This is a genomic window from Larkinella harenae (assembly GCF_054780515.1).
In genome coordinates this window covers 1,353,402-1,369,482 of sequence record NZ_BAAGWE010000002.1, presented here as the reverse complement: position 1 = coordinate 1,369,482, position 16,081 = coordinate 1,353,402, and the positions used below count along the sequence as shown (strand labels likewise).

Here is a 16,081-nt window from a genome sequence, read left to right as displayed (position 1 = left end):
TTTTAGACTTCATACTTGCGATAAAAAGAATTGATAAAGTAGTAACTGTATCTATGGACCCCCGGGTTCACCGAAGCGTTGCAATGGCAGGAAAATTTACGGCACCATCCGACCTTCGCCTTCCGGTATTATCCAAAATCGCTCGGCTAGCTGCGGTTGTTTTTGGAAAATTTTGTGGAGTTCGTCGATGGGTTCGGTTTCGCCATCGTCGGCCAGCGGAAAGGTGCCGTAATGAATGGCAACGCTTTGTTGCGAACGGATATCATCGTGAATCCGAACGGCTTCTTCGGGGGAGCAATGGATGGGCGACATGAACCAGGTCGGGCGAAAAGCACCAACCGGAACCAGGGAAAGCCGCATCGGCCCGTATTGTTCGCCGATTTTTTTGAAGAAAGAACCGTATCCCGTATCCCCAACAAAATACAATTTACCGGCAACCTGACTCTCTACAATAAAACCGCACCAGAGCGTGGCATCGCGGTCGAACATACCCCGGCCCGAGAAGTGCTGGGCGGGTACGCAGCGGATGGTGGTTTGGTTGTTGTAAGCCAGCGACCCGTGCCAGTCCATTTCCGTCACATTTTTGCAACCCTGTTCTTCCAGGAAGGCTTTGACTCCCAGCGGGCAGTAGACCCTGGGCTGGTCCCGTTGGCAAATCTTCTGGACGGTTTTGATATCGAGGTGGTCCCAGTGGTTGTGGCTGATCAGTAAAATATCGATTGCAGGAACATCCTCAAGCCGGATGCCGGGCGGGCGATGCCGTTCCGGACCAATCCACTGAAAAGGACTGGTTCGGTTGTACCAAACCGGGTCGGTCACTACGTTCAGGCTGTCAAACTGCAGCAAAACCGTTGAATGATTGACAAACGTAACGCGGACCTGTGAGTTGGTTACGCGGGCGGGCGGGGGAGGACCCGGCGGGAGGGGATGAAAAGCTCCCCACGGTTTTTTGTTCTGATCAAAAAGCATCCACCGCAGAACATCGCCGAATCCTTTGGCTTTCGCGCCATTGTAGTTATGAAACTGCTTGCCATCGAAATGGTCGGAAACCGGGCCTTGGTAGCCGGGAGCAGAAATAAAATAACCGATTGCCAGCAAAACGACCAGAACGGTGACGGCAACGATCAGCACACCCAGCAGAATTTTAGGGAGCATACGCTTGGTTATAGCAGTACTTTATCGATCTTGTGGACAACGCCGTTGGTGGCAGTCAGGTTGGCCTGAACAATTCTGGCGGGTGTAGCAATACCGTTGCTTTTTACCGTCATCACGGTGCTGTCGGCATTTACCGTCAGTTTTCCGGTCCCGTAGGCCGTCACAACGCCGGATTTCAGGTCACTGCTGTAAAGGCGTCCGGCTACAACGTGGTTGGCCAGCAATGTGGCCAACGTAGTGGCTGGTACTTTATTAATTGTATCGGGGGTACTGAGTTTCAGCGCCCGGAATGCATTATTCGTAGGGGCAAAAGCCGTGTAGGGATCGGTACCGGTCAGCACACCAGCCAGCGTCGGGTTCACGGCGGCTACCCGTAGGGCGGCCGTACCCAGCAATGACAAACTGGTGTCAGTGGCTACCACGCCGACCAGCGTTCCGCCACCCGTACCCAAGGGGGGCGGCAACAGAATACGGTCGATGATGTGAATAATACCGTTGGCAACTTGTATATCGGGGGTCGATACGGGAGTGCCATTGACAGTCAGGCGAGTTTGATTATTTGAGATGTATACAACCGCCGGTTGGTTATTGATAGTCAGGGAGGTCTGAACCGCTCTGTTGTTTTCAGTTGGAAAGCCCGACACCTTCACTGCCGCTTTCAGAACGTGGTATTGTAAAATCGCCGTTAGCTGCTCTTTGGTAAGTGTGGCCAGCGCCGAAGCGTCTGCAAAACCGGATGCCCGAAAGGCTGCATCATTGGGGGCAAAAAATGTCAGGTTCGGATTTTTGAAGGCATCGAGCTGACCCGCCTGGCGAATAGCTGCTTCCAGGATGGTAAAATCGTCGTTTTCAACGATATAGTCGGCTATTGTTTTGGGCTGGGCGGGGCCGCTTTCGTCCTCGTTGCCGCAGCTGGTTGTGAACACCGAAAACAGGGCCAAAACCGCTAACGTCAGCGTACGGGATCGGAATGCGGAAAAGAACATTTTTTTCATGTAAAGCTATCAATTATTGAAGATTAAGTGCGTTTTGCGGTCGGACTGACGGTCTGGCTTGTTATCTTTATGCCAGTACTGGCAAAAACGAATCCGATCCAACGTTTATTGAATGGAAGGACTGGTTACACCTTTTGCAAAACTATCAAATCCTTTGTTAAACTTATTTGATTACTAATTCCATGAAACAAAAATTGCTGGTATTGGTTCTGCTGGCTGCGGTGACCCTTGGCTTTATGGCTCCTACAAAGAAGGTTCGTCTCTTCAACGGAAAAGATCTGACGGGCTGGAAAATTTACGGTACTGAGAAATGGTACGTCGAAAACGGGGAACTGATTTGTGAAAGTGGCCCGGATAAAGGATACGGTTATCTGGCAACAGACAAGTTTTACAAAAATTTTGACCTGTCGGTAGAGTTTAAGCAGGAGGCCAACGGAAACAGTGGGGTTTTTATTCGCTCAACGGTAGAAGGAACCAAAGTAAGTGGCTGGCAGGTGGAAGTTGCTCCGCCAAACCACGACACCGGCGGTATTTATGAGTCCTATGGACGGGGCTGGCTGGTTCAGATTCCGGACGAAAAAGAAACCATTTTAAAACCCGGCGAGTGGAATAAATTGCGTATTCGGGCCGAAGGAGACCGGGTTCAAACGTGGCTCAACGGCCAGGCAATGGTTGATCTGAAAGACGAAAAAATTGGTAAAGGTGAAGGTGGAGTGGCGCTGCAAATCCACGACGGAGGAGGCATCAAGGTCCGCTGGAAAAACCTGGAGTTGAAGACGCTGTAAGTAAGTCGACATTCCTTGTTATTGATAGGGACGGTTTATGCCGTCCCTATTTTTTTGTCTTCCATTCAGTCTATCGCGATTCCACTGGCTGGATCTTAGCTGTCAAGCGACAGGCGATGCAGCAGGCGTTGCAAAGGAGCAGAAGCTATCAACTGGGCATTCTGGATACGGGAGGGGGCTTTTCCAGACCTTGTTTGGTTTGTATTAACTTATTTCTGTATTATCTAATGATAATGTAGTCATAAAACAAAAAAAGCACCAGGGATACCCCAGTGCTTTTCCGCAATTCAATTGTCCCCGGAACACACCGGTATATTTTTAATGCTTTATTTATCCCACCACACAACGCTGGAAAGCGTATTGGTGCCGCCCTGACGAGTTCGGGCTTCGATAAAATTCGTTCGGTTGTAGGTTTCTTCCGAATCCGGAATCACAAAACGGGTAGGAATTTTGCCGCCCGTGAGATTTCCGGGGTAGTTGGTTGGGGTTAAAACAGGATAACCCGTCCGACGCCAGTTGGCGAAGATCTCGTATTCGTCTTCCAGGAACAAAGATACCCATTTTTGAGTATGAATCTGCTCCATTTGTTGAGCAACGGTTCCGGTAGCTTTATACGGATTAGCCGCAAGATACGCATTTATTTTTGCTTCGGAAATAACTCCACCCGTTCCGAACAGCGACCATTGCCGCATACCGGCTTTCACCGCGTTGGAATAAGCCGTTGGAGCGGTGGTTCCGCTGGCCCAGCCACGCACAGCGGCTTCGGCCAGCAACAGGTTCATTTCGGCATTGCCCATGACAATCACCGGAGCGCTGTAGCGCAGTAACGTGCTTGGATTGGGTTCCGAAAACGAATTGAAGTTAGCAGGCAAGCTGTTATAAGCCGCGTTGGGCATTCCGCTTTGCAGAGCGGTTGTGGTGTCGGCGGTAAACGTTCTGCCATCGGTGGTCGTCCAGACAATGGAAATAACGTTCAAACGTGGGTCTTTCGTCGTCTTCAGGTGATCGATGAGAGTTTTGGCTAGTTTTCCGCCTTCTACATTATCACCACCGGGGGTAATATAGTCGGTACTCAGCAAACCGTTGGCGATAAAATTCCGGCTGGCAACCTGAGATCCATCTACGTAGTTGATCACGGCCCGGTCGGCATCGTCCAGAATAACGCCCCCGGCAATGGCTTTCTCCACCCAGGTTTTCGACAGGGCGGGCTCAACCTGCGTCAGACGCATGCCCAGCCGGAGCATCAGCGAGTAAGCGAACTTCTTCCATTTGGTAACATCGCCACCGTACATCAGATCAGCCGCACCGAAGGTGGGTTTGGTCGCATCGAAAGCCAGAATCGACTCGTCCAGCTCTTTCAGCAAATCGGCGTAGATGGCTTGTTGTGTATCGTACTTTGGGCCGTAGTTTTTATCGGCCAGCGCTTTCCCCGCGTCGAAATACGGAATATCGCCGTAGAGATCAGTCAGCCGGTGAAAAATATACGCTTTCCAGATGCGGGCTGCCGACAGTTTGTTGACATCGTTGGGGTTCATCGACACCTTTTCAATTACCTGGCGCGTCGAAATAACCGCTCCCTGCCCCGCGCCGGTACCGGCGTAAGCGTTCCAGTTACCGGTTGAATAACTGAAGTTAAAGTATTTGTCGCCAGCGGCCGGAACTTCCTTGTAGGTAGCAAAATGCTGCATTGATTGACCAATGGTCAGGTAAGCTGCTCCTGTAAAGTTGGTGCTGACACCGTCGAGCAGTGCCCGGGTAAACAGGTATTCGGGAACAACCTCGGAGTATTTGTTCGGATCGACGTTCATTTCTTCAAACCCTTTGTCGCAGGACGACAGGAGCAGAAACAACGGTGCCGCACAGAGTATTTTTTGAATCAGACGCTTCATCGTGAGAAAGTTAGTAGATTAGAATTTCACCATTAAGTTCACGCCAAGGCTGCGGGTCCGCGGTACCCCAAAAGCCTCTAAGCCCTGTGCGTTGGTGCTAGTGTAGCCCGACTCCGGATCGAAATACTGGTTCTTTTTGTCTTTGTAAAGAATGGCCAGGTTACGAGCAACCAGTGAAATCGAAGCTCCCTGTAGTTTCAGGAACGCCACCTTGCTGACGGGTAGGTTGTAGCTCAGCACCACCTGACGCAGTTTCACGAAATCGTTGTTGAACATGAACATGGCCGTGTAATTTTTATCGTTGTCGTAGTAAGTATCGACATCTTGTTTCGCCCAGGTTTTGGTGAAGGGATTGCCTTCCGGCGTTACCCCCGTTACCGTTACCCCGGTTTCCCGACCCGGCAGCGTTTCCTGCGGCAGACCGAACCGGTAGGCGTACTGATAGAGGTTCGAGTAAACGATGCTACCAAATTTGCCATCGAGCAGCACGTTCAGGGAGAAGTTTTTGTACCGGAAGTTGTTGGTAATCCCCATCGTTAGCGGAGGAGTTCCCTGGCCGATTTCTTCCAGGTCGCCCCGCACGGCATAGCCGCTGGCGGTGTTGTAAACGACGTTGCCGGCGGCATCGGTTTTTTTGCGGTATCCCCAAACCGTTCCGTAAGGCCGTCCGAGTACGTTCCGAACCAGACCGCCACCTACACCGGAGCCGATGTCGATACCCGTCAACCCTTCAGCCAGGCGCTCAATTTTGCTTTGGTTGTAGGCCATATTGTAGCTTACATCCCAGCTGAAATTACCGTTGGTCACGGGCGTTCCGGTGAGCAGCAACTCAATTCCTTTGTTGCTCAGCTCTCCCACGTTCAGCAGGGCCGATGTATACCCCGATGAAACCGCAATATTGGTGGTTACGATATCGTCCGTGGTTCTCCGGTCGTAGAATGTCAGGTCAATACCTAACCGGTTATTCAGAAATTTACCTTCGATACCGACCTCCGATGTGGTAGACGTCAACGGTTTCAGATCCGGGTTAGGAACCTGCGACGAAGACAGCACCTGCACCGGCCGACCGTTGTGACCACCCTGCTGCATCGAATAATACTGATAAATCTGGTACGCGTTGACCGTAGCACCCCCTACCTGCGCCCACGAAGCCCGCAGTTTGGCAAAACTGATGGCTTTGGGCAGCCGGAAAGCATCCGACAGAATCAGCGATCCACCGATGGATGGATAGAAAATGCTGTTGCTCTTCGGATTCAGCACCGAGAACCAGTCCTGACGGCCCGAGAGGGTGAGGTACGCTACGTTTTTGTACCCAAAATCCACCGAGCCAAACACCGAGTTGATGGCGCTCTTCATATAGGTTGGCGTTGTGGTGGAGGTTGCCAGGTTGGTGTAGCTGTAAAAATACGGCACCGTGAATTCGCTTCCGGCAATGACCGTCTGATCGTAGATGGAACGCTGTATATTGCCCCCCAGCAGCGCTGAAAAACTCAGGTTGTCGTTCAGGAAGTTCGTGTTGTAGTTCAGCGTCAGCATGCCGTTGGTTTCGGAGGACGTCACCTTGCGGGCGTCGTACGTACCCAATGGCTGGTAAGCGTTGTTGGTCGGTTGTACGTATTCCGACTGGAAGCTGTAGTAATCCTGGCTCACGCTTCCTTTGATGTACAGGTTGTCCAGAATGTCGTACCGGATGCTTCCCTGGCTCAAAAACCGGTGTTTGCTATCGTCGTTTTTGAATTTGTTGACGACAAAATACGGGTTTGGAGCTGCCGGAACCGGGTTCCACTCCATCTCTTTGCCCGTTACAGGATCGTAACCCGGCGACAGGCTGCGGATATCCACCACGTTGGCCACCAGATACGTTGCCCAGTGCGGGTTCATATCGGCATACCCAACTTTCGGGCGGTTTTTGCCTTCTTCCTGGTTGTACTGAAATACGGTTTCGATGCTCAGTTTTTTGCCCAGAAATGCGTTCAGGTTCAGGTTGGCAATGCGCCGGGCAAACGACGAATTCGGAACAATGCTGTTAGACGCGGTATTGTTCAAGCCCAACCGGAAGTTCACGGATTCATTCCCGCCCGTAAACGCAACCGAGTTGATGTAGTTGGTTCCGGTCCGGTAAAAGTTCTTCAGATTGTCTTTCTGGGGCGAGTACGGGTGCAGCTGGCCATCAACCTGAATGGTGGGCTGGCCGTCCATGCGGGCACCGTACGAAAGCCGACCTGTGCTTTTGGCTTCGGTTAAAGTCGTCGGTTTTTTACCGTCTACGCCCTGACCGTATTCGTATTGCCAGTTCGGAATCACGGCAATGTTTTCGAACGTGGTGTTGCTGTTGATTTCAACCCCGATGCCTTTCTGGCCCCGACCTTTTTTTGTAGTAATCAAAATAACCCCGTTGGAAGCGCGGGCACCGTAAAGGGCCGCAGCCGGCCCACCTTTCAAAACGCTGATGGATTCGATATCGTCGGGGTTGATACCGCCAATCCCGTCACCGCGGTCAACGTTCATCCCGTTCCCGTCGGCGGCCGTGCCCCCGCCGGGAATGCTGTTGTCCATCGGCATCCCGTTGATCACATACAGCGGCTGGTTGTTGCCGTTCAGCGAACCGTTTCCGCGAATGATTACGCGGCTCGATCCACCAGGACCCGTAGCCATACCCGTTGCATTGACCCCGGCAATTTTACCGGTCAGAGCGTTGGCCACGTTGGTTTCCCGGGCCTGCGTGAACTCCGTTCCTTTTACTTCCGAAACCGAGTACGCCAGCGCTTTTTTCTCCCGGGCAATACCAAGGGCTGTGACCACCACTTCGTTCAGCGATTTGGCTTCGGGGGCCATCTGGATGGAAATTGTGGACTGATTGCCTACGGTCACTTCCTGCGATAGGTAACCGACGAAACTGAAAATGAGTACCGCCGACTCAATGCCCTGATCCGGAATGTCCAGCCGGAAATTACCCTCGGCGTCTGAAGATGTTCCGCGCTGCGTCCCTTTAACCAGGACACTGACACCAGGCATTCCAGAACCAGTTTCGTCGGTTACCTTTCCCGTGACGTTCCGTTTAGGAGCTTCTTTGGTGGAAGCAGGTGCCGGAACGGTTTCGGGTTGCAACGGAATCCGTTTCAGAATAATCCGGTTCTGAACAACTTCGTACGTGACTTTGTGCGGAGTCAGCACTTTGTCCAGAATTTCGGACAACGCTTCTTCCTGAAATTTAAAGTTGGATTTCTGCGTACTGAAAATCTGTGGATTGTACATGAATTTGACTTTCGTCATGTTCTCCAGTTTATCCAGTACCTTTTCAACATCAGCATTGGCAATCTGGAGCGTAACCTTTTGTTCAAGTACTTTCGGGCCGCGCGTGTCCCGGACATGCGCAGAAGCGTTAATAGAGATGGCTAGCAGGATTTGACAAAGCACCAGGCGCATCAGAGTCTGCAAAGCATGATGAAATTGTAGGTTTTTTGACATAATATGGTTTGTCGGTTAAGATCGGCATAATGATTCCCAATCCATCCCTGAAAGGATGTAGCGAAGAAAGCAAACGGGTTAAAGGGATCAATGAACCGTTACGATTGCAGCATTATTGGCTTGGTGGCGTCGTCCGTCATGAGCGTTGTCATAGGCTTCCATAGTTTTTTCACAAATGAGTTCGTTAGGTTGGTTAGTTAATTTTCGTTGGCTGGTTGATTTACAGTTTAGCCGAATAGCGGGTGCGACAGCTGCTAGGATTGGCTACTTCTGTTTTGTTGCCGTCTGTCGGCCCATCGCACCGGCGACATTCGTCAGCAAAACACCGTAAACTTGAAAACCGTACGCTTCGAAAAGTGTGGAAAACTATATAGTATTGCGGATTTGGGGTAAAGATGCAGGAACAGGTAGTCGATACTCTTTTCAGTGAAATTTTTTTTGGAATTTTTTTAGAAACCTAAAATAACCTATGGCTGGGTAAGGAGTTGGTGGAAAAGACAGTGGCTTTTGACGTTCCGAAAGACTAAAACCGTTTCAATCATCGGGCAATCACCCCGGTTTATTCCGGCAAAATTGTCGTTTGTCGGAAACGGCTCTTTCCCCGGTCACCAAGTGGATAGCTTTGAACGTGTGTTCGAAGCAATTCCCCATGATACGTCATCTATTGTTCTGCTGCGCTTTGCTCTTGCCGGTGTCGGCCTGGGCGCAAACTACGCTGGTCGGCAAAATTACCGACCGCCGGGGAGGAGGGCTACCCGGAGCCAATGTCTTCATCAAGGGCTCATACGATGGCGTAATTACCGATTCCACCGGAGCGTTCAGCTTCCAGACCGATCAGCGGGATACGGCTACCATTGCCGTCAGTTTTATTGGCTACGAACCATTCGTCCAAAAAATCACGCTAGGGGCGCCAACGGTTCGCTTTACGGCCAAACTACAGGAGTCGGCCACGGTGCTCAATACCGTTGTCATTACGGCAGGGGCCTTTGAAGCCAGCGATGAGAAACGCCAGACGATTTTGAAACCACTGGATATTGTCACAACGGCCAGCGGGGGAGCTGATATTCCGGCGGTGATGCAGCTGTTGCCCGGGGCTCAGCGGGTTGGCGACCAGACCGGGTTGTTTGTGCGGGGCGGGGCCGCTTCTGAAACCCGCACCCTGATCGATGGAATGGCGGTGCAGAATCCGTTTACGAGCGGAGGACCAGATGTGGCCCAGCGCAGCCGGTTTTCGCCGTTTTTGTTTAAGGGAACGGCTTTCAGTACCGGTGGCTACTCCGCGCAGTACGGCCAGGCGCTGTCGTCGGTGCTGACGCTTAATACGAAAGACCGGGCCGAAGATAATGATGGGGTCAGCGTCGGGTTTCATGCCGCCGGAGTCAATCTGTCGGCTTTCAAAAAAGAACGGATTACATTCTCGCTAAACTACACCAACCTCAATCCACTTTTTAGCCTTCTAAGACAGAACATCAAGTGGATTCATGCTCCGGAAGCGGGCGGTACGTCAATCATTCTGACGCAACCCATTGGAAAGCACAGTCTGCTCAAACACTACACGGATGTGTCGATGGCCTACCAGGGGATTGAGTTCCGCAACTTTACCGGCGACTTTCGGGCATCGCCGTTCACGGTTCGGAACCATAATGCGTTTTCGATGACGACGTTTCAGACTACCTGGGACGAGGGACGCTGGAGCTTGCAGGCTGGCGTTAATTACAACTACAACCGGGATCGGCTGGGCATCGACACCGTGCAGGCCCGGACGCAGGAGCAGCGAATGCAGGGACGTGTGGTATTGACCCGTTCGCTGACTGATAAGGTTTCGTTGCTGACCGGCGCGGAACTTCACCGGTATACCTACACCAACCGGTATGGGAGTTGGGGCGGTTCGCTGGCCGACTGGTATTCTGCGGTTTTTGTGGAGACAGAAGTGTTTTTTACCCGCAAGCTGGCCGTTCGGGCGGGGCTGCGCGGGGAGCAGACGTCGGTATTGGGGCGGGGTAACGTGTCTCCACGTCTGTCGATGGCCTACAAAACCGATGCCTACGGGCAGATTGCGCTGGCGGCTGGTCAGTTTTACCAGACTCCGGAGCAGGTTTATGTATTGACCAACCCGAATCTGGGTTTTGAACAGGCCAATCACGTTATTCTGAATTACCAGCGTGTTCATAACAACCGGACGTTCCGTATCGAGACCTTCTACAAGGATTACCGGAGCCTGGTACGGGAACACACCAGCGGTTTTTACGATCCGAACATATACCGCTTTCCAACCGGCCGGACCGACAACAGTGGGTTTGGCTATGCGCAGGGGTTTGATGTGTTCTGGCGCGACCGGAAAACCTTGAAAAACGTCGATTACTGGGTCTCTTACTCGTTGCTGGATACTAAAAGGCTTTTCCGGAATTACCCGATCGAAGCCATGCCGACCTTTGCGGCTACCCACACGCTGAATCTCATTTTCAAAAAATACTTCCCGGCGCTGGGCATCAATACTGGGGCTACGTATTCGCTGGCCAGCGGACGGCCTTACTACAATCCGGGCGGTGACCGGTTTCTGGGTGATCGAACCCGTGCATACAGCAGTCTGAGTATGAACATGAGTTACATTAAAATACTACCCCGCAAATTTCTGGTTCTCTTCGCGTCGGCGGAAAATATTCTGGGAACGAAAAATAGTTACGGATACCGTTACACGCCCGATGGAAGGCAGAAGTTTGCGATTGTGCCGCCGTTTTACCGGTTTTTCTTCTTTGGCGTGGTGCTTAACCTGACCCGAAAAGCCATTGATCCCGAATTGATTACTAACCAAAATTAAGTATTCGCAGACCGCCGGAAGTAGGGCGGAGGCTGCCCGTGTCAACTCTATAGACAATTTAGCCATGAAAAAAGTAACCTTTTTAGTCGTCTTTGCGCTATCGGTTTTTACCCACGCGTACGCCCAGAATGAGAAGTACATCAAAGCCATGGAAAGCGCTATTGCCAACGTGAAATACCTGACGCCAATGCCGGAATTGCAGCAAGCCGCCGGTAAGTTGGAGCGGATCGCCAACGCCGAAGCCACCGAATGGCTACCGGCTTACTGGGCGGCTTATACCAACATGCTGTTATCGATCAAGGAAAACGACCCCGTCAAACAAGATGCGGTATTGGACAAGGCGGAAGAATTCTACAAGCGAATTGCCAGCCAACAGGCTGATAACGACGAATTGATGGTATTGGCGGCTGCGTTAGCCTCGGCCCGGCTGGCGGTCGATCCCGATAACCGCTGGCAGGAGTACGGAGCCATTTTCCAGGCAAACCTGGACAAGGCCAAACAGAAAAATCCCGAAAATCCCCGAATTTATTTTTTAAAGGGGCAATCCCTGTTTTATACACCCGAACAAGTGGGGGGTGGAAAAACCGTGGCTTTGCCCTTCTTGAAACAAGCCGCCGAAAAATTTGCTACCTTCAAACCTGCATCGTCCATTCATCCTAGCTGGGGAATGGACACCAATCAGTACTTGCTGGCTCAGTGTGGCCAGTAAAGGATCCCAAGCCATAAACTTCAATGAATTCTTTTGAAGGTCTGAAAACCAGAAAATTATTTGTGCAAAACAGCTTGCGCGACTGGATGATTTCGATTGCGGTTTGCGCGATGATGGTTTATGGGCTGAGTGGGATTATTTATTTCACGCTGGAATTGGTCAATCCAACCGGAGAGTACATCGGCATCACCATCATGATTTGCATCAGTAATCTGATCAGTGCAGTCTTGGTGTTGGTCATTTGTTCGCTGTTTGGTCTGGTGGCGCATCGCTTCCCATCGATCTGGGTGCAGCACCTGGTCCTGACGCTGATTTTTATGAGCACGGTCGGGGTAGTTAATGCGTTGATCTGGCGAGGAATTATACTGCAATATTTTGATGGATTCCAGGTTACGCTTATCCAGAACAGTGGCAATAACACGTCGGCGTTTTACCTTCTGGGGCCCATCATCGTGGGAAATCTGTTTTTCTACTTCCAGCAACGGGCGCGCACCTACACCCGGAAAATTACCGAGCAGGAGTACCAGTTGCTCCACCTCGAACAGCAGAAAACCCGGGCCGAACTGGAAGCGCTGCAAGCCAAGATCAACCCCCATTTTTTGTATAATTCGCTGAATTCTATTGCCAGCCTGGTGCACGATGAACCCGACCGGGCCGAACAAATGGTGCTGTTGTTGTCGAAGCTGTTTCGGTATACAACCGGGATGAAAAACCGCTACTTCAATACCGTTGGCGATGAGCTGGAAATGGTACGGACGTACCTGGACGTGGAGCAGGTGCGTTTCGGCGACCGGTTAAGCTACCGCATTGACCTGACCGATCCGTCGTTGAATGAAATTCAGATTCCGCAGTTTTTGCTGCAACCGCTGGTCGAGAATGCCATCAAGCACGGTATTTCGAAGGTCGCTGGTCCGGGCGCAATTCTGCTCCGGATTACGGAAGAAAAAGGCTGGCTGACCTGCCGGATCCACGATAACGGACCGGTTTTTCCGGAAGAGCTGGTGGCGGGTTATGGCCTGCAAAGTATTCAGGATAAGCTGAAGCTCCTGTACGCCAACGATGCCAGACTGCTGGTTGAAAACAAACCGCTGAAGGAAGTGGTCGTTCAGATTAAAAAAGAGCGACTCACGATTGGTTCGGAAACGGGCCATCCGTCGTTGCCAGCCGAAAAGCAGCAATCAAACGCAGGTGGATTGGCTAATTAAAAACTGGAAGCATGACAACTTCATTTCCGCTTCGGACCTTACTGGTAGACGATGAGCCGCTGGCGATCAATCGGCTCCGGCGCCTGCTGATTCGGTACGAAGATACCTTTGAGATTGTGGGCGAAGCCGTCAACGGCCTAGAAGGGCTTAAAGCCGTTGAAGCCTTGCAACCTGATCTGATCTTTCTCGACATCGAAATGCCGGGGCTGAACGGGTTTGAAATGCTGGCGAAGCTACCCTACCTGCCCATTGTGGTTTTTGCCACAGCCTATGACGATTACGCCGTTCGTGCGTTTGAAGAAAACTCCATCGATTACCTGCTGAAACCCATCGAACCGGAGCGGCTGGAAAAAACCGTTGAGCGCATTCGGAAATCACGTTCAACCAAATCCGGTTCGGGACCAGATTTGCGGCATGTGCTGGAACTACTGAAGCCCAAAAAAGAGCTGCATTCCATTTCGGTCAAAACCGGCGACCGGATTTTGCTGATTCCGCTGGCCAGTATTGCGTATTTTGAAGCCGAGGAAAAATACGTTTTGCTGCACACCCTGGATGGTCAGCAATTTTTAACGACTTACACGATCACAGCTCTGGAAGAAAAGTTGCCGGATTCCTTTCTTCGAATTAGCCGCTCGGTGTTGCTTAACACGCGTCATATCCAGGAGATTCAGCGGCATTTTAATGGGAGGTACGTCATCATCATGCGCAACAAAAAAGCGACACACCTGACTACGGGTAGCAGTTACCACGATAACCTGAAAAGTTTGCTGGAGTTATAATTACCGCTGTTTGATTGCCGAATTCGCTGGTCAGGGCGAAGTCGGACGCCTTTTTTGCCTACCCACGGTGCATTCACAACAGCCTCAGATTGTATTATAACTATTTACGGTCAGTCAGCCTGGATTGAGTGACTTGGGATTCCAGCAAGCTGACTGAGAGACCGTATAATAGACTAAGCTCAGTATTTCATTTTTGTATCCATTGTTTATCTATATTTGATTGTATAAACTAATGTAATGTGGTGCTAATAATACTTGCTATGCTAAAAGTATCATATTTATGTTATTTCTTCAAATAGCAATAGCTTGAAGGCTAGCCGCTATCACGAAATGGAAATATTATTTTAATAACAGGAAAAATAAGGCGTCAATAGCACATGTATTCATATCTTACCGATTGGTAGGTTATGGCAGTGGTGAAGAGATGTGATTAGTGAAGCAATCGATTGTACCCATCGGCCATACTGTGTTTGATTTCTTTCATTACGTGAGTTATCTGATTGCCATAAATTTTTAGTTGTATGGATCCTTTGTACAACAGTCCGATGAAGGGCGGATTGAGCAAACAACGTCAATGTCTTGTTGTTGGAAATGTAGCGATTGCTGGTAACTATTTGACAGAGTTCCTTAATCAGTTACCTTTTTTCTTACCTTCCGATGCATGTGGTTCGTTGGAAGAAGCGCGGGAATTGTCCCGCAGCAAGCCGTACAGTATGATCTGGCTGGATGTTTCCCTTACTCCCCAGTATGAATTAGAACACCTGCGGTCATTGGCAAAAGATGTACCGGTGATCGTTTCGTCAACCAGTGCCGATCTGGCCGTTGATGGTTTTGAGGCAGGCGTAGCTGATTACTTGCTCAAACCCTTTACCTTTCTGCGCTTTATCCGCGCTGTAAACCGAGCGCTGACCGTCCATGCTTCCGCCAGTATTCCGGAAGAGCATCCTTTTCTTTTTCTTAAAAAAGGCCATACCTTCCAGCGTTTCGATCACGATCATATCGACTACATACAGGCCTATGGCATTTATTGTAAAATAAACGGAGCGGGGAAAATGGAGGTTGTGAACGACACAATTTCCCGGCTGGAGCAGGTGTTACCCAGTCAACAGTTTCTACGAATCCACAAATCATACATCGTCAATCTTTCTAAAGTTACGGGGTATTCGTACCGAAGCATTTCAGTGGGACCCCACGAACTTCCACTGGGAGCGGCCTATCGGGAACGGTTTCAAGGGTTTCTGAGTCTGCTCGGCAAAAAAGAAGGCGAATAATGACGACGGCAAAAACCGTTTCAGCATTTTGAATAAAATCAAAAAAAGTGAGTTGAATAGTCCCTTACAACTCCCTCGTTTGGTGCAAAATTAAGTGCCTGTTGTGTGCGTAGCGGAAAGATTAAAAATATAATCTTTCCTTCATGCCTTCACGTTCCACTCCTTTTAAATCCCTACGCTTTTTAGTAACTTGCAGCCTGATTTTGAACGGCCCACCTTGTCGGGCCGTCTTTTTGTTAAAGTTTGTTAAAACGAATCCGGCTGAATGAAAGAACTCATTGACCTGAGCAATCTGCCCCGACATGTGGCCGTTATTATGGACGGAAACGGACGCTGGGCCAAAAAGCAGGGAGCTGCGCGGGTATTCGGCCACCGAAATGCAATTAAAGCGGTCAGGGAAGTAACCGAAGGATGTGCAGAATTGGGCGTGAAATACCTGACACTGTATACATTTTCAACAGAAAACTGGAGCCGCCCTAAACTGGAGATCGACGCCCTGATGCATTTGCTGGTGCACACGATCCGGGCCGAAGTGCCCACGTTGATGGACAATAACGTTCGGCTGTCGACCATCGGGAGCACCGAAACATTGCCCAAAGACTGCCGGGCGGAGCTTATGGAAGCGATGCGGTTGACCGAAAATAACACTGGTTTGCAGCTAATTCTGGCCTTGAGCTATAGCGGAAAATGGGATATTATGGAGGCCACTAAAAAACTGGCCCGGCAGGTTCAGGAAGGGAGCCTGAAGCCCGACCAAATTGATGAAGAGGTGTTTTCCAATGCGCTGGCGACTCAGGGAGTTGATGAGGTCGATCTGATGATCCGGACGGGCGGAGACCACCGCATCAGCAATTTTATGCTCTGGCAGTTGGCTTACGCAGAACTATATATTATGAATGACGTGTTGTGGCCTGATTTCCGTAAACCTCATTTATGGGAAGCCATTCTGACCTATCAGAATCGTGAACGACGTTTTGGCAAGATTAGCGAACAACTCGTAAAGTGAC

Annotated in this window: 11 protein-coding genes; 7 read left to right on the top strand and 4 right to left on the bottom strand. The window is 50.6% G+C overall.

From position 1 onward, the window contains the following. Window positions 1–96: 96 nt before the first annotated feature. Together ACYVH9_RS16650 and ACYVH9_RS16645 are read right to left on the bottom strand one after the other, a co-directional pair. On the bottom strand, window positions 97–1,155 hold the full coding sequence (locus tag ACYVH9_RS16650; protein ID WP_460637498.1) for an MBL fold metallo-hydrolase: 1,059 nt from the start codon (window positions 1,153–1,155) through the stop codon (window positions 97–99). An 8-nt stretch (window positions 1,156–1,163) separates the two neighbouring features. Beyond that, window positions 1,164–2,150 carry a fasciclin domain-containing protein gene (locus ACYVH9_RS16645; RefSeq protein ID WP_460637497.1) on the bottom strand — a complete coding sequence of 329 codons (987 nt, stop codon included), beginning with the start codon at window positions 2,148–2,150 and terminating at the stop codon, window positions 1,164–1,166. A gap of 182 nt (window positions 2,151–2,332) precedes the next feature. Between ACYVH9_RS16645 and ACYVH9_RS16640 the strand changes: the two genes are divergently transcribed. After that, window positions 2,333–2,935, top strand: a complete 603-nt coding sequence (locus ACYVH9_RS16640; RefSeq protein ID WP_460637496.1) for a 3-keto-disaccharide hydrolase — start codon at window positions 2,333–2,335, stop codon at window positions 2,933–2,935. Between the two features lie 326 nt (window positions 2,936–3,261). Here the strand turns inward: ACYVH9_RS16640 and ACYVH9_RS16635 are convergent, their stop codons facing one another. Both ACYVH9_RS16635 and ACYVH9_RS16630 read right to left on the bottom strand, forming a co-directional pair. Beyond that, window positions 3,262–4,824 carry a SusD/RagB family nutrient-binding outer membrane lipoprotein gene (locus tag ACYVH9_RS16635; protein WP_460637495.1) on the bottom strand — a complete coding sequence of 521 codons (1,563 nt, stop codon included), beginning with the start codon at window positions 4,822–4,824 and terminating at the stop codon, window positions 3,262–3,264. Window positions 4,825–4,842: 18 nt separating this feature from the next. After that, entirely contained in the window at window positions 4,843–8,292 is a 3,450-nt protein-coding gene (locus ACYVH9_RS16630) for a SusC/RagA family TonB-linked outer membrane protein (protein ID WP_460637494.1), read from the bottom strand. A 649-nt stretch (window positions 8,293–8,941) separates the two neighbouring features. Between ACYVH9_RS16630 and ACYVH9_RS16625 the strand changes: the two genes are divergently transcribed. From ACYVH9_RS16625 to ACYVH9_RS16600, 6 genes are all read left to right on the top strand, one after another. Beyond that, a complete protein-coding gene (locus ACYVH9_RS16625; RefSeq protein ID WP_460637493.1) occupies window positions 8,942–11,110 on the top strand; it encodes a TonB-dependent receptor in 2,169 nt (722 codons plus the stop codon). Between the two features lie 64 nt (window positions 11,111–11,174). Beyond that, complete coding sequence (locus ACYVH9_RS16620) at window positions 11,175–11,819, top strand: hypothetical protein (RefSeq protein ID WP_460637492.1); 645 nt, start codon at window positions 11,175–11,177, stop codon at window positions 11,817–11,819. A gap of 23 nt (window positions 11,820–11,842) precedes the next feature. Beyond that, window positions 11,843–13,024, top strand: a complete 1,182-nt coding sequence (locus tag ACYVH9_RS16615; RefSeq protein ID WP_460637491.1) for a sensor histidine kinase — start codon at window positions 11,843–11,845, stop codon at window positions 13,022–13,024. A gap of 11 nt (window positions 13,025–13,035) precedes the next feature. Continuing rightward, window positions 13,036–13,803, top strand: a complete 768-nt coding sequence (locus ACYVH9_RS16610) for a LytR/AlgR family response regulator transcription factor (RefSeq protein ID WP_460637490.1) — start codon at window positions 13,036–13,038, stop codon at window positions 13,801–13,803. 521 nt (window positions 13,804–14,324) lie between these two features. After that, window positions 14,325–15,074: a LytR/AlgR family response regulator transcription factor gene (locus ACYVH9_RS16605; protein WP_460637489.1), complete on the top strand. Its 750-nt coding sequence runs from the start codon at window positions 14,325–14,327 to the stop codon at window positions 15,072–15,074. 265 nt (window positions 15,075–15,339) lie between these two features. Then, on the top strand, window positions 15,340–16,080 hold the full coding sequence (locus ACYVH9_RS16600; protein ID WP_460637488.1) for an isoprenyl transferase: 741 nt from the start codon (window positions 15,340–15,342) through the stop codon (window positions 16,078–16,080). The last annotated feature ends 1 nt before the right edge of the window (window position 16,081 follow it).